This window comes from Sulfidibacter corallicola (genome assembly GCF_017498545.1).
Lineage (GTDB): Bacteria > Acidobacteriota > Holophagae > Acanthopleuribacterales > Acanthopleuribacteraceae > Sulfidibacter > Sulfidibacter corallicola.
Genome location: NZ_CP071793.1, coordinates 8,550,490 through 8,570,643 on the forward strand (window position 1 = coordinate 8,550,490; position 20,154 = coordinate 8,570,643).

Sequence of the window (20,154 nt, forward strand, 5' to 3'; positions counted from 1 at the left end):
GGGATGTTTGTGTGTAAGTTCTTTTTTACCACAGAGTCGCCGCCCAGGCCGGGGGCCGGATTGCCGGACCACCGGGTTTCAGGTGGGTAACTAATCGAAGCGAATCGCATAGGTGTGCCCGCATCTACGAAAGGGGCGTCGTGCCCGGTAGGTGCGCCGGCCCGGCGCACATTTTGAAGCCGACTTAGGATCGCGCCGACCCTCGAAAATATGTTGGAACTTCTCGCCTGGATTACTTCGACTAGTTCATCCGGCGGATGAACCTACCTGGCACGACGAATCTCTCGGCATTCGGGCGCTCCAAACGCAGCTTGTTCCAACAGATATTTTTAACGTTACCTTCCTGCTTTACAGAGTTTGTCACATAAGAGTTCACAGAGATCGCGGAGGTAGGTGCAAAGTGCCGGAGGAGACTCTGGCTGCCATTTTTTTGGAAAAAATGATTGAGATAGGCTCTTGGAAGGTCACAGAGATAATGGCGTAGGGAAATGATTAATTTTTACTCACTTGAAACCCGGTGGCCGGTGTGCCGGACCATCGGCAATCCGGCTGCCGGCCTGGGCGGTGACTCCGTAGTCAAAAAATACTTCGCCTCCAGATCCGTGCAAGCCGGGGTTCGACTCTCCATAACCCAAATCCAATGAAACTATAGAGCACCGCACCTCCGCCGCATCCACACGATGTGCCCGCAATGTTCCCAAATACGGCTAACCCCAGATCTCAGTGAACTCCGCGAACTCGGTGGTAAAAAATTGCGATTAACCCTTAACCCAATCGAAATCTACCTTTTGGACCGGCCCCTCCGCCAACTCGTGATAACGTTCTGCGAGATCGTGCACCTTATCTGAATCATGCCCTTTAGGCACATCACGAAAGGACGAGGTTTCCCCATGTACCAACTCTACGATTACGTGACTTCCGGAAACGGATACAAAGTGGCCCTGCTGCTGCATCAGTGTCACAAACCGTTCCGCTACATCGAAACGGACATCTTGGCCGGTGCCTCCCGCACCCCGGAATTCCTCGAACTCAATCCGAACGGCAAGATCCCCGTGCTGGTCACCCCCGAGGGGCACGTGCTCAGCGAGTCCAATGCGATTTTGCTGTACTTGGCCGAAGGGACCCCGTTGCTTCCCGACGATCCGTTGTTGCGGTTCGAGGTCCATCGCTGGCTGTTTTGGGAGCAATACAGTCACGAGCCGTTCATCGCGACCTCGCGCTTCTGGTTGCACCTGCCCAATGCCGAAGAATTCGCCGACAAGCTGGCGGCTCGGCGGCCAGGAGGCTTGAAGGCGTTGGAACTGATGGAACGCCATCTCGATGGGCGAACGTTCCTCGTCGGCGACCGCTACACCGTGGCCGATATTTCGCTGTACGCCTACACCCACAAAGCCCACGAGGCGAATTTCTCGCTGGAGAACTATCCCGCCATTCGCGCCTGGCTGGATCGCGTGGCGGCCCAACCCGATCACCTCACCATCGAAAACAAAATGAACGCCTGAACCATGCACGAGATCACGGATCCCGGATTTGGGTGATCCCTGCCGGTACCGTGATCTTCGGGCTCTTCCAAGCAATCACCGCTACAGGAACGGAGGCCGAGCCTGGCTGGCCGAGAATGACTTCCAATCCGTGTCAATTCGCGTGATTCGTGGACAAAATTGTTTTTTTGATCTCGAGACCATGCCAGGGTATGCGCGCAATATCCATGTCGGCATAGCATTCACTGTATTCGCCGCTCGGAAACCACGGTCTCACCAGGTGTCCCACCAGGGTTTGTCACCGCCGAAAAACTCGACCGCGAAATCCAGAAACACCCGCACTTTCGCTGGCATGAACCGACGTTCGGGGATCACCGCGTAGATCTCTTTGTGCGGCATGCGCAGGGCTTCGAAGCACGCCACCAATCGCCCTTCCCGCAAATCCGGACCGGCGACGAAGGTCGGCAGCCTGCCGATGCCGATCCCGCGCACGAGCGCCTCACGCAAGGCTTCGCTGTTGTTGACCCGGTAGTTGCCCGACACCTGAATGGCGCGGGAATCGTGCGCGTCAAGGAAGGTCCAGGTATCCACCTCGGTGGAAAAACTGAACAGGACACAATTGTGTTGGGTCAGCTCCTCGGGGGTTGCCGGTCGGCCGTGCCGCTCGAAATATTCGGGGGAGGCGCATACCACGCTGTGGCCGGGCGCCAGCTTGCGCACGATCGCGCTGGAAGTGGGTAGATTCCCCGATCGAATGCCCACGTCGAAGCCGCCCTCCAGAAGGTTCACCATGCGGTCTTCCATCTCCATGTCGACCTCGAGTTCGGGATAACGCTTCAGGAACTCGGGAATCAGGGGCGCCACGTGGAGGCGTCCGAACGACATCGGGGTATGTACGCGCAGCCGCCCGCGCGGCTCGCCCTGCAACCAACTGACCGCGTCCTCCGCGTCCCGAACCGCCGCGCGCGCTTTGACCGCATGCTCGTAGTAGTGCGCACCGGCCTCCGTGAGGCGGATCTTGCGCGTCGTTCGGTGCAGGAGCTGGACGCCGAGCCGCTGTTCCAGGGCCTGGACTCGTTTGCTGACCGCCGATCGCGTCAAACCCAGCTCGCGCGCCGCTCCTGCGAAGCCACCCTGTTCCACTACCGCCACGAATACCGGAATCACACCATACGCTTCCATAACGCCTCGATTGTAGAGAATTTTGCGACAATATGTTTCCAAATTACCAGATTATCGATGTTCAGGAAACGGCGTAGGCTTGTTCCCTAGACGGCTTCCAAGGAGCCAGACTCGATCGAACCACGCTTTGGTACAGGAGGAGCACACCATGATCAGGTTTGAACACGCCAATCTGCTCGTCAAGGACATCGACGAGACCCTCGACTTCATTTTGACCGCATTTCCCGAATGGCGCGTGCGGCGGCGTGGGCGCATGAACTGGCGCGGGACGCCCCGTCGCTGGTTACACGTGGGCGACGACCACACCTATATCACCCTCAACGATCCTTCAGAGGGCGAGAATCGCGATCTGTCCGGGCACCAGCCAGGCCTGGCCCACCTGGGCTTCGTGGTCGACGATCTGGACGCGGTGGTGGCCAGGCTGGAACGCAAGGGCTTTCCCATCGACATCGTGGGCGAGGCGCATCCCTTTCGCAGGAGTGTCTATTTCCTGGAACCGGCCGGCCACCAATTCGAATTCGTGGAGTACCTGAGCGAAGATCCCGCGGAACGCAACCGCTACGACGTCAATCCCACCATCACCCTGGAGCCGGCCGAAGGTGGGACCCATGGATAGGCGAGAGGAGAAGTCCATGAATCACACCACTTTCATCGAAAAGCTCTATCTCCGTGTGGACAACCGCGATCTCGACGGCCTGGCCACCTTCCTCGCCGAGGGAGTGCGCTTCCGTTTCGCCAATCATCCGCCCGTCGTCGGTAAACAGGCGGTTCTGGAGGCCAATCGCGCCTTTTTCGACTCGATTGCGGCCATGAACCACATTGTCGAACACGTGTTCACCGACGGCGATTGGGTGATCTGCGATGGCCGGGTCCAATACGTTCGGCTCGACGGCACGACCACTACCGCGACCTTCGCCACCGTGCTCAGATTGGACGCCGATCGCATCGTCGAGTACCTGATCTACGCGGACCTATCGGCTCTTTGAAATTGGATGCCCCTTCGGGAAGTCGACCGTCCGCGACTCCCTGGATCCGGTCGCTGAAGGGGTGTCCTCTCAGGTCTCGCAGGCCTTTTCGGGGTGCAGTTTGCGGACGATCAGGTCCAGGAAGGTACGCACTTTGGGAACCGCACCCCGCTGTCCCGTGAAAAGCGCGTGAAACACGACGGGTGGCAGGTGCCACTCGGGGAGGACTCGCACCAAATGCCCCCGCTCTTCCATCTCGGTACACATATACCCGGGTAAAAAACCAATACCGGCGCCGTCCAAGAGCAATTGCCGCATGGCGGTAAAGTCATTGACGAAGGCGCGAGGTTGCAGCGGCACCGTCTCCGTTCCAGCGGGTCCTTCCAGGGTCCAGCTCGCCGAAAAGCCACTGTCGCTCATGCACAGGACCTGGAAGCGGGCCAGGTCGGCTGGGACCTCCGGCACCCCAAGCTCGCCCATGATCCCGGGGGCGGCCCAGAGATACAGGTTCGTTTCACCCAGATACTTGGCTGTGAGGTTGGAATCGGGCAGGGAGCCCACCCGAATCACCACGTCGAACCCTTCTTCGATCAGGTCGACCCGGCGATTGGTCAGGTTCAGGTCGACCTTGACTTCTGGGTAGGCTTCCAGGTACTCGGTCAGGAGCGGGCTGATCAAGTGAATCCCCGTCGTGACCGAAGCACTGACGCGCAGCAACCCCATCGGGGTGCCCCGATGCATGCTAACCGATTGCTCGGCCTGATCGGCCTCCTCCATGATCCTTCTACAATGCTCGTAATAGATGCGGCCGAGTTCGGTCAGCCGCATGCGGCGCGTGGTTCGTTCCAGCAGCCGCGCATCCAGCGAGACTTCCAAACGTGCGACGCGCCGGCTGATGTTGGACGTCGGCAATTGTAACAACCGTCCAGCCGCGGAGAACCCACCGGCCTCGACCACTTTGGCGAACACAATCATGTCGTTGAGATCCCGCATCGGAAAACCTCCGGCTTGTTTCACATCCAATATGGCGCTCGATCGAAGAATGATTATTTCATATATAGAAAGATCTTTTGCTTTTTCGAGGGCTACTGCTCCCCGGTGGAAAGATTTATCTTGGTAGGCGACGAACGAAAAACACGGAGGAAACCATGACCGGTTCCAATCGCTTTGCCGAACGCCTCACCTCAGAAAACGCCGTTTTCGCATCCATCGACCATCAGACCGGACTCCTGGTCGGTTGTCGTGATATCGATCCAACCGTCCTGAAGAGCAACATTTTGGGCCTTGCCCATCTCGCGCGGATCCTGGATTTACCGACCGTCGTCACGTCCAGCGTGGCCACCGGACCCAACGGACCGGTCATGCCGGAAATCAGCGATACCCTACCCGATGCGCGATTCATCGGTCGCGACGGCGAGATCAACGCGTGGGATTCCCCGGAATTCAAGCGTGCGATCGAGGAGACCGGTCGCAAAAAGATCATCATGGCCGGCATTGTCACCGATGTGTGCCTGATGTTCCCGGCGATCTCCGCGGTCGCGGAAGGGTACGATGTCTATGCGGTCATCGATGCCTCCGGAACCTGGGACGCGGCCATTCGCGACGCTGCCGTTCACCGCATGAGTCAGGCTGGCGTCAAAGTCGCGACCTGGGCCTCGGTTCTGGCAGAAATCATGGGCGATTGGCGGTCTCCCAAGGGAAGGGAACTCGGGGAATTGATGAGTTCCCGTCTGACGTCCTATGGGTGGGTGGTCGATGGCTTCACCGCTCATGGCGCATCCTGAAACTGTGAAAAGGGCTCATTGTGCGACGAGAACGAGGAAAGGAGGAAAGGTTATGAAGGTACTCGAACGCGACCGTTTGCCGCTCGGTGGTTTCGGAGGGCTGACCGAACATCGATTGGTCATGGATCCCAGGGTGTTCGGCCCCGGCAAAACGCCACAATCGTGGGCCGGCCTAGGCCATTTCGTGTACTTGGCCGATGCTCGCTTTCAACCCAAGGGTGAAACCGGGATGCACCCACATCGGGAGGTCGATGTCATCTCGGTCATGATCGAGGGGCGCCTTGCCCACGAGGGGACCCTGGAACACGGGCGTATGCTCGATCACCATGAGGTTCAGGTACAGCGAGCCGGCGGCGAGGGGTTCCTTCACAATGAAGTCAATCCGGACACCGAGGAAAACCGGATGCTTCAACTGTGGGTGGCACCGGAAACACTGGGCGAGCCGGCCGGTTACAAAACCTATGCGGTCGAGAAGGGTGGCATCCGGCGTGTGTACGGTGGGCCCGCCGACCAAACCGAAACCTACCCGGCGCGAACGACGATCGACGTGGGTTTCCTTGCTGCAAACGAAGAGCATCGCGGGTCGGGTCCCTTTCTGATCTACCTTTTCCAGGGGCAGGCCCTGATCGACGGGGAGCCGGTTCCCGAGAATGTGCTGGTCCGCTCGGAAGACCTTAGATTGAAGGCGACCAGCGACCTTCGTTTCGTGCTCATTCAAGCCGCTTGAGGTTCCAAGGCCGGAGGGCTGGCGGTGGCCATTTGGCCATCGCGACCTCCGGATTTCCCGAGGCGCTCAAAGGTCGTTCTGGGGGAACCCCTTCGATTTGACGATCGTTTCCAGAATCGGCGGAAGGTCGGACAGGCGATCGGCTTTCGTTTCGAACAGGGGCACCAAAAAGTCCCGGCTGCTCCCGCCGGACACCGCCAAGGAACAGGAGAGGGTTTGGGGTCCCGCGACCTTGGTTTTCAGGCGCTCGTACCACACGTGGCCCATGGTCATGAGCGGCTTTTGTTGCTCGTGGATCTGTTTGTAGGCACTCATGGACGGCGAGACCGTGAATTGCAATCGCGACCCGTAGGGGATCTCGCGTCCTTCCAGCATGGCCGTCAAAGCCTGGGGATGGTTGATGGTACTGCCGTCGACTAGGGTACCCAAATGAATGAAAGGGGGATGGTAGCGCTGGTTGCCTTCGACCCGGCGCAAGGTAGCGGTTCGGTTGTCGGACTTCAGGCTGGCCTGGAAACCGAACTGCATGTCGAATCCCTGGCATTTGAGCACCAGGAAGTGCGCGATGTGGTGATCCGGCAAGCCATAGTCCACCACGGTTTTCCATTGGCGGCGAAGCAGCAGATCGACCATGTCGGTTTCCGCATGGGCTTGGCTCGCATGGAAGGGCGTCGACCCCGACGTGTCGCCGGGTCGTGAATGCGTAGCCAGGTGCATCTGCAGCGAAGGGCGGAAATGGGTCGTGACATAGTGGCCCGGATCGAAATCGACGCGCTGTTCCAAGGGGCTCGAGCCGCCACCGCTCTTGTAGGCATTGAAATAGTATTGCGACGCCCGCTGATCGGAAATGGGAACGAAAGTCTGGATCAAGCCTCGATAGGGTTCTTCGATGAGGTAGGTCACCATTCGTTGCGACAGCGCCGGATCGATGGCCGCGAGAAAGCCTTGGACCCGTTTCTGCTGCTGGCTGAAGTTGCGTTCGATCTTGTCCCACATGAGCCGTGAGAAACAGGCGCGCGGATCTTCACCGCACCGCATCAGGCGGTCGTGGATGTCGGCCAGGGCCGCGCCGCCCTGCGTGTGCTGCATGTGTTTTTCGGTGAACAGGCGATGGCGCATTGCCTGGAAGAATTGGCGACGCACTTCCTGGGAAGGGAGCCGGCCCCGCTCGTCGCGAAACCATGGCCAGGCACTGGTGGCGGTCGCGTCGGCGAGTTGCCAGATCGGCGGCGCGCCCTTGCGGCGGCTCTGTTCGAGCAGGGTGCCGTAGGTGTCCGACAGGTGCTGGATGACCAGTTTTTCGAAGACCAACAGGTCCGGGCGTTCGCGGTGATCGATACGCAGCCAGCCGAGATCGTTGGGCTCGGACGAGGTTCGGTGATGGCTGATGCCGAAGAGCTCGGGGTGGCGGTGCAGGTCGGTGAGCGGCAGAATGGCGCTGTGGGCCATGTTGAGGATGCGGTTCATGCGCGTCATGGCTTCTCGGTTGCGCTCCGGACTCCGCCACCAACTGGGATCCTGGACGCGCCACTGCGCCACGTAGGCGCGCTCCTGCGAGGTGAGCACGGCGCTGGAACTGCGCTTTTCGAAATGCCGCCGGGGCGTGTCCGAAGAGGTGATGGCCGTGGGCACGTCCCTCGCGAACGAGGTCGTGGTCAGCAGCAGGCAGGCGAGTGATACATACAGAAAATGGCGTGGCATCATGGTCGTACCTCTATCGGAATCCATGGCGTTCGCTTTTTTATATTCCGAGGGGATTGTGGTGACAAACCGAAAAAAATCAGATTCCGATGAACTGTACCCTGCCATACGTTTCGGACTTTTCGATGCGGAAAAGGGACGCAAGTGACGACTTTCACTTCGCGGATTCCCATCGAAACGGGTGGCTGGCCGGCTTGATGAGCCTTTAAGAAACGACCTTGTTGCGCCCCGATTCCTTGGCTTTGTAGAGCGCGGCGTCAGCCCGTTTGAACGTCGTTTCGATGGCGTCTTCGGGGCTCCACCTGGTTACGCCCAGGCTCACGGTCAGCTCGATCGACGTTTCGCCCAGATCCAGTTCCTCGCCAGCGACCGCCTTGCGCATGCGCTCGGCGCAGATGATCGCGTCCGCCAACTCGGTTTCCACCAGGACCGCGGCGAATTCCTCGCCGCCGATGCGACCGAACCGATCGATCTTTCGGATTTGGGAGCTGCAGCGGTTGGCGACCTCGACGATCGCCCGATCGCCTGCATCGTGGCCGAATCGGTCGTTGATCCGTTTGAAATGATCGATATCCATCACGATCAGGCTCAGCGGGTGTTTCAGGCGAGTGGCCCGCTCCACTTCCTCCCGCGCTTTCTCGTAAAAGGTCCGGCGATTGAGCACCCCGGTCAAGCCATCCGTGGTGGCGAGCTTGCGCAAGCGGGCCTCGCGATCCTCGACCCGCTCGATGAGATCCTTCAGGGCTACGTACATCTCGTGCAGCTCGTCTTTGCCGTGAATGTCCTTGATGGGCGATTGGTGTTCCACGTAACGAGTCATGTTGAGTCTCAGGAGGGCCAGGCGGCGCATGACATTGCGTTCCAGATAGAACATCACGGCGATGGCGCCCACCAGGGAAAGGCCCAGGAATCCGGTGATCATCCACTGGGTCTTCTCCAACGAGGTGTCGGTTTCCCGGCGAATGGAACCCACCCGATCCCGTAATTGCTCGACCAACTGAAAGGTGGCCTTGTTCAGGGAATCCGAAATGTACCGCTCCCGTTGCAACTTGACCGCGATTTCGCGATCCAGCTTGGCCTTTCGTTCCAACTGGTGAAAATACCCGCCTTTTCCCAAGATCAAGGAGTGGAGACGATCTTGTGCCTGTAGCAGATCCCGGCCCAATTCACCCTCGATCGACATCGCCTGCACCTTGCTCGAAGCCAACAGTTCCTCGATCGATTTGCGTCGCTGGATCACCAATTGCGGATCCCTCTCCGTGCTGATCGAAAACAGCAGCCCCGTGACCGATTGGGTGTGGTGGAACCAGGCTCTTGCTTTCGTCGACCCGTTTCTACCGGACTCTCGTGCGATGCGTTCACCGATCCCGTCCAATTTGCGGATCAGGTTGGGAATCACCCGGCGCGTGCTCGTCTGGGCATCGATGCGTTGGGCGACGAGCAGGTCGAGATCGCGAATGACGGTTTGGATGTCGACGCAGGAGGTCTGCAGGTAGTCGAGGTGGGTGTGGTTGATGGTGCCCTGCGAGGATTCTTCGATGAGCTTCAGATAGGCATCGTGGCGATCCAGGAACTGGATGGTGTAGCCGAGCAGTTCCGTCTGGTCGCCAGCGAGCACCATTTTGGGAGCCAGATTGGTCAGGAGCTGACCCTGATCGGAGAGATGGACCGCATCCACGACGGCGTCCATGCTGGGGGCCACCCCGCGCGAAAAACTCCGGTCGATCGAGCGGAACACCAGCATGGCGGCCAGGCTGGTGGAAAACGTCAACGCGAAAAGCAGGGTGAAACCGCTGAGCAGCCGAATCTGAACGCCGTAGGGGTAGAACTTCCGGTGATTCCCGCTCATTCCTGCCGGCACTCCGCGGGAATCCACGCCGCCCACACTTCGGGATGTTTTTGAATCCAGATCTCGGCCGCTTCGACCTTGGTGTACCCCTGAAAATCGATGAGGGCGGCGATTTCCGAGAACATTTGGTTGGTCAAGCTGAGGCGTTGCACGATTTTATAGGCGCAGGGCCAATCCTTGGGAAAGTGGCGCCACACCGTTTTCTTGATCCAGCCATTTCGGGGACTGCCGCAATCGAAGAGGGCATCCGGATTGATGCCCCAGGACGGTATCGATTCACAATCCGGGCGGTAGATCGGGAAATCCACGAAATGCCCGTGATAGACGTATTCGACCGAATTGGGCGTCCAATTGAACATCAGGATGGGTTGTTTGCGGCGAAAGGCCTCGCCCAACTCCGACCAGAGCGTATCCGGTTGTGGGGCCTCCACGGCAACGAAATTCAGGCCCAGTGCATCGATGCGCTGTTGAACGTACTTTTCCCATGGACCGGTGAGAAAGCGGCCCTTGGGCTGGGTTTCCATCGTCGCGAAGAGATGGGCGCACTCGTTCAGGGCCCGCCAATCGGGCAGGCCCGGGCACAGTTCCTCCACGTAGTGCGGATACCACCACTCTTCTCGCGATTCGGCGTCGTGCGAACCGACGTCGATGATGCGTCCGGTGGCAAGCTCGCGTTCGAACGATTCCTTCATCGTGCCTTCCCAGACCTCCAACTGCACGTGGATGAGGCCGCGGCCCAGAGCCTCGAATTGGCGATCCGTATCCGAGGGACGGAAAACCACCGAATATCCCAATGATTCCAACAGGGAACCCAGGATCTGGGAGAGCACGATTTGACTGCTCCAATAGTTTTCGGCAATCACGATGGCGTTGGGCGAATCCGGCGCAGGAGGCGCACACAGATACATAAGGCAAATCGCTTTGACAAACCAACAGGTCACCGTGTCACCTCAAACATGCTGGACGGGCTGGTGTTACCTGGGCGGCAGGGGGTTGTCGGCCCTCCCGCGGTAACGAAACGGGAAAAGGGATTTTGTGAAGTGATGTGCCCTAATTATACTCAAAAAGCACCAATGTTGGCTGAAAACGGAAGGATCTTGAATATTGAATTGGGGAATTGGCGTTAATTATTTAAATACTAATGTGTGTGATAATTTCAAAATCACATTTCCAAGAAAAAATGACAAATAATCGATGCGTCGACCTCGACGGTATTGCCGTCGTTTTCAAAGTGAATGGAGAACCCAACCAAAAAGTGCCTCACGCCAAACCGTGCGTCGTAGGGGCCGCAACCGACTCGGCGTATACCGTGGCACGCCGGCAAAGGGGGGAACTGGATGGGGTTCACGGATTGCTCGCGGCGGCTCACCACTCCTGCCGCCTGCTCGAATTAAAGAACGATCCGGCTGTTTTTTTAGAAAGGGGAAGTCCCAGTCGATACATATTCTGAAACAGCCACACACGATGTCCCCCATGAGGACATTGAGCAAACACACCGGTAATCCCCCCAATCCTCTCCGCGTTCGAGCCATCAACGGGGCCATCTCCACTCCCGAAATTGCGAAAAAAGTTTGCGTCACATGCTGGTTACATTGCACGGGTCGATCCCATCACCGTTTCGGATCCTTCTGCTGATCGGGCTTCTGGCTTGTGGCCAGGGCCATGGGCTGCGGGCCGGCTCGCTCAGGGCCTTCAGCAATCTGAGCGTGGAAGATGGGCTGTCCCAGGGCACCATCTACTGCATTTTTCAGGATAGCTACGGGTTCATGTGGTTCGGGACCCGCGATGGCCTCAACCGCTTCGACGGCTACGAGTTCAAGGTGTTCCGCAACCGATCGGATCGGGCGGATTCGCTGCCCGACAACGCCATTCACAGCATCGTGGAGCCGCGGCCCGGTTACCTGTGGCTGGGCACGGAAGGCGGCGGCATCGCCGAAATGGATTTGGCCACGGAACGCTTTCGCATCTTCAAGCACGATCCGGATCGGGAACGGAGCCTCAGTTCGGATTACATCAAGGACATGATGGTGGTCGAAAACGGCGATGTCTGGGTCGCGACCTTCAAGGGTTTGAATCGCTACCGGGCCGAAGACGGCGTGTTCGAACGCATTCGGTTGACCCTTCCGGAAGGCAAGCGGCTGCCGTCCATTCGCGTCCTGGCGGAAAGTCCCTCGGGCCATCTTTTCCTGGGCTGCGATCAACAGGGCCTGCTGCGTCTTCATCCGGATTCGGGGGTCCTGGAATCGATCGGTCATCCCTCGGGCTTGCCGGCCGACGACATCGAGGCCCTGCACGCCGACGGCTACGGCGCACTGTGGGTCGGCACCGGTCAGGACGGGCTCTTCCACGCCCGCAAGGCCTCGGAACCGTTTCGCGCCTTTGCGCCATCCAACGCGATGCCGCGTCGCGTGTTGAGCGTGCTCCAGGATCGGCGCGGCGCCTACTGGGTCGGTACCGAGGACCAGGGCCTGTTTCACTTCGATCCGCAAACGACGACCTGGCAGCACAAACCGCTTCGTCCCGCCCAACGGGATTTTTCGGCCAGCACGATCATTCTGAGCCTGTTGGAGGACCGAACCGGAGTGATCTGGATTGGGACCGACGGCGACGGGATCTATCGACTCAACCCGCAGAGCGCCCAGTTCGGCCACCTGATGGAGGGCGTGGTCATCCGCTGTTTCGCCCAGGAAGACGCCCGTTCGGTGTGGGTCGGGACCTTTGGGCACGGCCTTTTCCATCTCGCGCTGGACGGCGCGGTTCTCGAGCAATATCACCGCGACAACGTGGCCGAACACGGGTTCGACAGCAACTCGACGATGTCCGTCTGTGTCGACCGATCCGGTAGGGTTTGGGCTGGAAGCGATGGGAACGGCCTGTTCATGCGCGAACGCAAAGGCATGCCCTTCGAGGCCTTCCAACACGACCCCGAGGACCCGGAAAGCATCAGTGGCAACAATATCTGGTCGATTTACGAGGATCGGGCGCACAGGATCTGGGTCGGCACCGAGTTCCACGGTTTGAACCTGGTCAACCCGACTCGACCCGGTCGGTTCACGCGCTTTCGCGCCGACGGCCGGCCCGGATCGATCAGTGACGACGAGGTTTGGGTCATCTACCAGGATCGCGAAGATCGGCTGTGGGTGGGCACGGAACACGGCGGGTTGAATCTGTTTCTCGGTGAAACGCGGGGTTTTCGGGCCTTCCGCGCCGACCCCCATCGCGGCGAATCGCTGAGCAGTGACCATATCAAGACCGTCTACCAGGATTCGCACCATCGTCTCTGGGTGGGCACGACCCAGGGCCTGAACCTGTTTCACGGCGAGGAGCGTGGTTTCACGGCGTACCACATGCGCGACGGGCTGCCCAACAACGTGGTCTACTCGGTTCTGGAAGACGAGGCCGGGTTTCTGTGGGTCAGCACCAACAAGGGCATCGCCAAGTTCGATCCCAACGCGGTGGCTTTCGAGACCTACAGCGCCAAAGACGGCCTGCAGGACAACGAATTCAATACCGGCGCCTACCTCGAGGGAATCGACGGTCGCTTTTTCCTGGGAGGCGTCAACGGCTTCAACGAGTTCTTCCCGGGCACCATCGAACCCGACCGCATGCCCCCGGCGATCGTGTTGACCGAATTGCTGATCTACAACCGGAAATTGCCTATCGAAGTGCCGCGGGGGGATCGCGGGGCGACGACCACCAGCCTGCCGCGTGCGCTGTTCGCCATGGACGAAATCGTGCTGGGTGCGAAGGACCGCATGGTCACCTTCGCCTTCGCGGGGTTGCACTTCGCCAATCCCCAACAGAACCGGTACCTCTACAAACTGGAGGGCATCGACGATCACTGGATCGAAACCCACGGAGCCAACCGGCGCGCGACCTATACCCATCTCCCCGCTGGCGAGTACCGTTTCATGGTGAAGGCCGCCAACCAGGATGGGGTCTGGAACGAAACGCCCGCCCGGATCCACGTTCGGGTATTGCCGCCGTGGTGGTGGAGTCGTTGGGCCCAGTTCGGTTACGCGGTGAGCCTGCTGTTGCTCGGCTGCAGCTACGTGTTCAGGCAGAAGCGCATTCAGCGCTATCTGGCCTCCGAAGTCGCCGCCCGCACGTCCGATCTGCGGCAAAAGAACCAGGAACTGCGCACCGTGGACAAGATGGTGCGCGCCATCAATTCGGTGGCTTCCCTGACCAACTTCCTTCGCATGTTGGTGGAATTGCTGCCGTTTCGGGGCAAGATCCAACGGGCACGGGCCCTGACCTACGATCCCTACAACGATTATTTCTGTTTTCAGGGGGTTCTGGGTTGGGACGAACAAATTCTGGCGCCCATCCAAATCGGGGAAAGGGAGCTTCGGGAGCGCTACGTCAGCCTGTTGAAAGAATTGCAGGAAGACCTGTTCTGTTGGACGGTCCACATGCCCGGCACCGGTGAACGGGCCCTGTTCGGTACGGAAATCCCGGCCTCGATCCTGGTGTTGCGGGTCCGCGACGACCAGCGGACCTGGGGCTACCTGCTCTTCGAAAACATGGAAGATCCCCATGCCTTTTCGGATTTGGACTTTTCGTTCATGCCGCTGCTGAAACAGCACCTGGTTTCGGCGTTCAGCAAGACGCGCATACTGGAGGACTTGAAGCGCCTGAATGTGCGCAAAAACGAATTCCTCGGGATCGTGGCGCACGATCTCCGCTCACCCATCAGCGGGCTGATCATGTGGGCGCAGTGCATGCGCGAAACCATCCAGTCCGAGGAAATGAATATCGGTGAGCACCTGGAGATGTTGGACAAATTCGAGCGCACGACGCGGGAAATGGAACGGCTGCTCAAGGAGTTGCTGGATATTTCGGCCATCGAGGCGGGCACGGTGCGGCTGGAATTGGATACGGTGGACTTGGCCCAAATCACCGAAGAAGTGGTTCTTCGCTACAGTCATGCCGCTCGAAAGAAGAACATCACCCTGGCCCTGGATCCACCCGAAACGAGGATGTTGGTATACGCGGACGGCCTCAAGTTGAGTGAGATTCTCGATAACTTGATCAGCAACGCGGTCAAGTACAGTTATCCCGATGGGCATGTGCGGGTGTCCTTCGATGGTGCGGGCGAATTCGTGACCACCTCGGTTCGCGATGTGGGGCAAGGCATGACCCACGAAGACAAGCAAAAGGTTTTCGGTGCCTTCACCAAGCTGAGTGCGCGCCCGACGGGTGGCGAGTCGAGCACGGGCCTGGGCTTGGCGATCGTGAAAAAGTTGGTCGCGGTTCAAGGCGGCAAGGTTTGGGTCGAGAGCGAAAAGGGCAAGGGATCCTGTTTCTCCTTCACCCTACCCGCGAGCGACGAAGTTCCGCCGGCCGAGGCGGAACCCTACACGCTCTCCACCCGAGCCAAATGAAACTCGTGGGTTCCGCGCCTTCTCGCCCCTTAAAATCGAAATGAACCAAAGGAGGCGTTCTCGGCTGCAGAGAGGGGCGTCGTGGCGGCCGGTTGGCGGCTCGGTCGACCAATCGAAGCGATCCAAGTGGGAAGAGCCCGAAGAAAGTGATCGGTTCCGAGCCCGTCCGCCGCAGCGATTCAATGGGAAACGGCCTCTTCCTGACCATGGTGACGATGGCCGTGGTGATGGTGATCGTGATGGTCGTGATCATGATGATCGTGGCCGTGATGGTCGTGATCATGGTGATCGTGGTCGTGATCATGGTGATCGTGATCGCCATGGGAATGTCCGCCCTGGGAGAACAACTCGGCCAAAAAGGACCGCGCCCCGCGTCGAAGCAGGGAAAATGCGTAGAGCAGAAGCAACAACGCCAGCGATCCCACCTGGTACCAGGCGTCGTGGGTGTGATCCGTACCCAGGCCGACGGGTTGGAATTGGGGGAACAGGCCGTTGACCGCCAAACCGAGCAGCACGGTGACGACGAAGGTCGCCAGGCCGAACAGGATCGCGATCTTCCGGCCATGCAGCTTGGCCAGCACGCCGAAGGTCGTGACGTTGGTCGCGGGGCCGGTGATCAAAAAGGCGAGCGCGGCGCCGGGCGATACACCGTTGATCAGGAACACGGCGATCAGGGGCGTGGCCCCGGAGGCGCAGACGTAGAGCGGCATACCCAACAGCGCGAACAGCGCGACTTCCCAACCGGCGGGCAGCGAAGCCAGGACGCCGGAGCCCAGCCAAGGGTGGATGGCCGCGGCCAACAGGAGGCCCATCAAGATCCATGGCGCGGTGTGGTCGACCAACTCGCCCATGCCGTGGATCAGGCCGAATTTGAGTTTCTCACGCCAGGTGCGATGGTCTTCGTCGGCGATGGCACCGGCCCCTTCGAGGGGGTCCGTCCGCTTGGAGACGATATGCCCGATGAGGGTACCGACGATCAAGGCGACCAGTGCGGCGGCCAGGATCCTCAAGCCGGTCATGGTCTCGCCCAGCAGGGGGAGTGAGACGAGAATGGCGTCGATCCCGAGCTCGGGTGTCGCGATGAGGAACGCCAGCGCTGCGGCGGGCGGTGCCCCTTTGCGGATCAGGGTGTAGTACAGCGGTACCACGCCGCACGAACACACGGGCAGGGGCAGCCCCACGAGCACGCCGCGCAGGGACTGTTTCCAGGTGCGGCCGGCGCGCATCCACTCGATGTAGGATGGCGGCATGAACGCGGTGGCCAACCCGGCGAACACGTAGGCGAGCAGTAGGGCGGGTGCGCTTTCGAGGGTGAGATCCGCGAGGGTTCGACCCACCTCGCTCAGCCAGGGCCAGTCGGCGAAGTGATTGTGGTGGGAGGCGATGTAAATCACCACGCCGGCGCCCAGCAGGTTACCGAAGCCTTCGGCCCAGTTGCCCTCCTGGTGGTGGGAACAGCCGCTGCCCTTGGTGTGGGGTCGGTGGAACACGATGTGGATCAGGGAGCCGGCGACGAAGGCTTGGAAGAAGGACATGCCGCTGGTGTTGAGCGGGGCCAGAATGGCGGGGGCCAGCTCGTGGCCCAGGATGGTGCCCACGCCGATCAGGACGAGGACGAGCAGGGCGACTTTGCGTCCGAATTGCGGCTTGACGAACCACCAGATGGTGAGGCCGATGGGGATGCGATGCAGCAGCACGCCGAGCGACAGGATTTGGTGGGCGTGATGGTCGTGGCCATCGTGGGCGCTGGGGGCCAGGGCGGCGCCGTCGGTGATCGCGTGCAGGAACAGGCCGATCAGGCCGAGCGCGAGCGCGATCGAGTGGATTTGCTTTTCGCTGTGGAAGAGGCGTTCGGAGAGGGTGGGGACGGCCATGCCCAGGATCACGAAGAGCAGGGCCCACCAGCCGCCGTGCGCCACGGCCTCGGGGAGAATTTCGGAGAGGATCAGGCCGCCGATGGCGACGAAGATGAAGCCGTCCAAGAGGTGGAGCAGTGCACTGCGTTTGGTGCAGAGCCAGTGGAGCAGCGGTGCGGCGAAAAGCGGGAGAAGGCTGATGACGAGCATGGCGATCCGGTGGTGTGGAGTGTGAGGGTGCGCGACCGGGAAACGGATGGGCGCAAAACCGCAAGAATACTACAATTTGCTGGAGAAAACGCACCAAAACGGTGCGCTTGGTGAGATTCGTCTCCGGGTGGGTGGAGGATGTTTTTATATTGAAATGATTGATTAATTGAATGATTTGTAAAGTATTGTTGATGGATGGGAGTGGAGGAGCTATGTAGGTAGTGGGTGTTTTTGTATAAGTCTTTTTTTTCCACCGAGTCGTTGCCCAGGCCGGGGGCCCGGGTTTCAGGTGGGTAACTAATCGAAGCGAATCGTTTGGGAGTTCCCGCATTTGTGAGAGGGGCGTCGTTGCAGTAAGTTGGCCCGCCGGGCCGACATTTTTCGACGAACTCCCCGCACATGCGCCTTTTTAGGTTTTTATCTTTATCTTCGAGCTTTACAGAGTTTGTTACATACAGAGTTCGCGGAGGGAGAGATCGGAGAAGGGCATCATCGGGTGAAAAAGACCGTTTGTTTTGATTGGGTTCTTTGGCTGTTGGGTCCTGGAGTAGGGACAGGGGTTGTAGGGCCGGCAATGAATCTGGAACCCATGAAGAACGAAAGCCAGGAAAAGGTCGCATGAGAGGGAAGCTGCCTGACCGTTTCCATTCCTGGCTTTTGACCTTCCTGGATTTCTGATCGATTTTTTCGAAGGAGACGTCATCCCGGGTCGATGCGCATGGGATTCGGTGAAACTGGCCCGAGGGGAGGGCTCTGCGAAGTGGCGTCTTCAGTCGGCGTGGCGACGAGATTCGACTTGCTCGAGTCGGTTCAGCGCATCTTCGGTGAGGTAATGGGAGGGACCAAAGCGGTCGTAGAGAGCTCGGTGTGCATTTTCCAGAAGCGGCAATCCTTCTTCCTGCCGACCCAAGTTGTAGAGGATCAAACCTTTTAGGGAAGCTGCAACATGATGGTATTCGTGATGTGGAGGCAGAGCATGCGCGTAGATTTCGATGGCTTCCTCAACCGAGGGCAGTGCTTCTTCGGGACGGAGATCATCGGCCAGTACTTGAGCGAGATCGACCAAGTTATCACCAAGCAATGTATGTTGTTCGCCCAACCATATCCTGCTATTCGAGAGTATTTCTTGTTCCAGGCGTGGAGCGTTTTGAGGGCCACCTGCAAATCAAGGTCGTCGGTGCGGCTGGCGAGATAGACGCTGCCCATGCCACCGCGACCCAGCTTCCTCTCGATGCGAAAGGGGCCACACAGTGAGCCTTCGCCCAGCTCGATCAAATCGTCTCGATTGGGGTCCTCCGAGGTCGCTACTCCCGTGGCGTCCGCTTCGGTGTCGACACGCTCGGGGTTCATTTGGGCAAAGTCCGCCAGCCACCGGTTCAAGGCATCCGGATCTTGTTGCTGCACATAGCGGAAAAGCTCGGGGGCAAGGTGAGAAAAATCGGGTTTCGATGGCTCCAAGGGTGATTCATTCCGCTCGTGTCCGCTGGTCATAGCGCCTCCCGTTCAATAAGGTCTGGAACCCCTTCCATCAGGCTATTGTATACCGTCTCGAATTAAAAGACGAAAAATTGGTATGTTAAAACGTAAAAATAACATTTTGATTGTTGTAGGTTTTGATCTAAAGAAGAAGGAAATCACTCCGGATGTCGTCAAAAGTGGTTTGCCAGACGGACGAGGCCTTTCTCCCTGGTCTTTCACTCAACCCATTGCGAAGGCGTCTCTTGTTTGGGCGCGAGAATTCCGGGTACTCTCCTCCGCGTTCTTTGTGGACTCAGGGGTAAAAAAAATCCCACCGCCACAACCCATGCACCGGCCATGCACCCGCCTCAACAAATTACGTAACGAATCACACCAGATTAAATTATCAGGTGTAATACAATTATTGCTTTTTAACGACGTCGTGGTAGGGCGGAATTTTTCAAGTTTCACTGAGCTACGGAGGTATCAATTGAATAAGAATAGAGCATGGAATACAGTACTCATGCTGCTTACGGTATTTTGCATGGGACCCATTCTTCTCATGGGTCAAGATTCCCCATTTGAACACGAGGGGATTCACAAATTGGATTTGCCCCAACATTGGGCGACCAAGTACAACGAACTCACCGGACGGGGCCTCGCCCAAAAGGCACCGGAAGATTGCGACATCTGCGATACCGGCAGGGTCGTCGGCTTCTTCGATTCCGGCGAAACCCGCCAGTACCCATCGATTCAGAAGGCGCTGCTTGCCGCGCGCACCGAGTCCGTCTACCGGGTGGTCGTCTGTGAAGGCACTTTCGACGAAACCCCGGTCCTGGCCGATTTCTCCGACCTGATCCTCGAAGCCTGCGGTGCCGTGCAGGTCAACGGGTTCATTCTCAAGGACGTCGTCGACATCACCATCGACGGCTTCTACGTGAATGCCGACCAGCGCTGGTTCGGCATCGGGCTCGGCTTCGGCAGCAGTTTCGAAAACGACCGCATCACCATTCGCAACTGCGTCATCGAAGGCTCCATGGGCTCCGGCATCGCCTTGCGTCCCTGGAACCACCAAGTCACCGTCGAAGACTGCATCCTGGTGAACAACCGTCAAGGCATCGACACCATCATGTTCGGTGGTCCCTACCTGTTTCGCGAAAACCTGATCGCGAACAATTGGATCGGCGCACAGGTCTCCGCCGAAGCCGAAATCACGTTCGAAGCCAACCACATGGCCCGCAACCAGTATTTCGCCATCGCGCGCCTGAAGCAGTGGGACAACGCCGATTATCCGTGGATGATCACCTTGATTCGAAATACCTTCGAAGGGAACGGGGGATATGTGGTGCCCGGCACGCACGATGCGAACCTGGGTAACCATCACCTGATCATCGATTCGACCGACGATCAACCGGGCTACCGGTAACGCCCCTCGACTGCCACGATCGAACGCCATATTTTTCCCCGCGTCGTGTCTCAGCTCGCTTGCCTCGCACGAGAGGATCCCAGGGGGACCGGGACCGCGTGAACGGCAGGATGTCCATCCGGTTCATG

The 20,154-nt window shown here is 58.9% G+C and carries 14 protein-coding genes; 7 read left to right on the forward strand and 7 right to left on the reverse strand.

The features are described 5' to 3' along the window. Positions 1-890 precede the first annotated feature (890 nt). Positions 891-1,502, forward strand: coding sequence for a glutathione S-transferase family protein (locus J3U87_RS25985; protein ID WP_237378707.1), 612 nt, complete (start codon positions 891-893; stop codon positions 1,500-1,502). 252 nt (positions 1,503-1,754) lie between these two features. Here J3U87_RS25985 and J3U87_RS25990 read toward each other — a convergent pair whose 3' ends face one another. Continuing rightward, positions 1,755-2,663 carry a LysR family transcriptional regulator gene (locus J3U87_RS25990; RefSeq protein WP_237378708.1) on the reverse strand — a complete coding sequence of 303 codons (909 nt, stop codon included), beginning with the start codon at positions 2,661-2,663 and terminating at the stop codon, positions 1,755-1,757. 148 nt (positions 2,664-2,811) lie between these two features. On the opposite strand from J3U87_RS25990, the gene J3U87_RS25995 reads away from it, so the two are divergent. Both J3U87_RS25995 and J3U87_RS26000 read left to right on the forward strand, forming a co-directional pair. Then, positions 2,812-3,279 (forward strand): VOC family protein, encoded by a 468-nt coding sequence (locus J3U87_RS25995; RefSeq protein ID WP_237378709.1) that lies wholly within the window; start codon positions 2,812-2,814, stop codon positions 3,277-3,279. Positions 3,280-3,295: 16 nt separating this feature from the next. Continuing rightward, positions 3,296-3,649, forward strand: coding sequence for a nuclear transport factor 2 family protein (locus J3U87_RS26000; protein ID WP_237378710.1), 354 nt, complete (start codon positions 3,296-3,298; stop codon positions 3,647-3,649). A gap of 69 nt (positions 3,650-3,718) precedes the next feature. On the opposite strand, the gene J3U87_RS26005 is transcribed toward J3U87_RS26000, so the two are convergent. Then, on the reverse strand, positions 3,719-4,621 hold the full coding sequence (locus tag J3U87_RS26005) for a LysR family transcriptional regulator (protein ID WP_237378711.1): 903 nt from the start codon (positions 4,619-4,621) through the stop codon (positions 3,719-3,721). A 155-nt stretch (positions 4,622-4,776) separates the two neighbouring features. On the opposite strand from J3U87_RS26005, the gene J3U87_RS26010 reads away from it, so the two are divergent. Next, entirely contained in the window at positions 4,777-5,412 is a 636-nt protein-coding gene (locus J3U87_RS26010; RefSeq protein ID WP_237378712.1) for an isochorismatase family protein, read from the forward strand. Between the two features lie 52 nt (positions 5,413-5,464). Beyond that, a complete protein-coding gene (locus tag J3U87_RS26015; RefSeq protein ID WP_237378713.1) occupies positions 5,465-6,139 on the forward strand; it encodes a pirin family protein in 675 nt (224 codons plus the stop codon). Positions 6,140-6,205: 66 nt separating this feature from the next. Here J3U87_RS26015 and J3U87_RS26020 read toward each other — a convergent pair whose 3' ends face one another. From J3U87_RS26020 to J3U87_RS26030, 3 genes are all read right to left on the reverse strand, one after another. Continuing rightward, positions 6,206-7,843, reverse strand: a complete 1,638-nt coding sequence (locus J3U87_RS26020) for a hypothetical protein (RefSeq protein WP_237378714.1) — start codon at positions 7,841-7,843, stop codon at positions 6,206-6,208. 202 nt (positions 7,844-8,045) lie between these two features. Continuing rightward, positions 8,046-9,689, reverse strand: a complete 1,644-nt coding sequence (locus J3U87_RS26025) for a GGDEF domain-containing protein (RefSeq protein ID WP_237378715.1) — start codon at positions 9,687-9,689, stop codon at positions 8,046-8,048. Next, positions 9,686-10,630: an ABC transporter substrate-binding protein gene (locus tag J3U87_RS26030; RefSeq protein ID WP_237378716.1), complete on the reverse strand. Its 945-nt coding sequence runs from the start codon at positions 10,628-10,630 to the stop codon at positions 9,686-9,688. The genes J3U87_RS26025 and J3U87_RS26030 overlap by 4 nt, the downstream gene beginning before the upstream one ends. Before the next feature lie 639 nt (positions 10,631-11,269). Here J3U87_RS26030 and J3U87_RS26035 point away from each other — a divergent pair. After that, the gene (locus tag J3U87_RS26035) at positions 11,270-15,076 is read left to right on the forward strand and encodes a sensor histidine kinase (protein ID WP_237378717.1); all 3,807 of its coding nucleotides are present in this window, start codon (positions 11,270-11,272) and stop codon (positions 15,074-15,076) included. Between the two features lie 179 nt (positions 15,077-15,255). On the opposite strand, the gene J3U87_RS26040 is transcribed toward J3U87_RS26035, so the two are convergent. Both J3U87_RS26040 and J3U87_RS26045 read right to left on the reverse strand, forming a co-directional pair. Next, the gene (locus tag J3U87_RS26040; RefSeq protein WP_237378718.1) at positions 15,256-17,142 is read right to left on the reverse strand and encodes a permease; all 1,887 of its coding nucleotides are present in this window, start codon (positions 17,140-17,142) and stop codon (positions 15,256-15,258) included. A gap of 769 nt (positions 17,143-17,911) precedes the next feature. After that, the gene (locus J3U87_RS26045) at positions 17,912-18,241 is read right to left on the reverse strand and encodes a hypothetical protein (protein WP_237384552.1); all 330 of its coding nucleotides are present in this window, start codon (positions 18,239-18,241) and stop codon (positions 17,912-17,914) included. 963 nt (positions 18,242-19,204) lie between these two features. Between J3U87_RS26045 and J3U87_RS26050 the strand changes: the two genes are divergently transcribed. Further along, positions 19,205-20,026: a right-handed parallel beta-helix repeat-containing protein gene (locus tag J3U87_RS26050; protein ID WP_237378719.1), complete on the forward strand. Its 822-nt coding sequence runs from the start codon at positions 19,205-19,207 to the stop codon at positions 20,024-20,026. Positions 20,027-20,154: the final 128 nt, after the last annotated feature.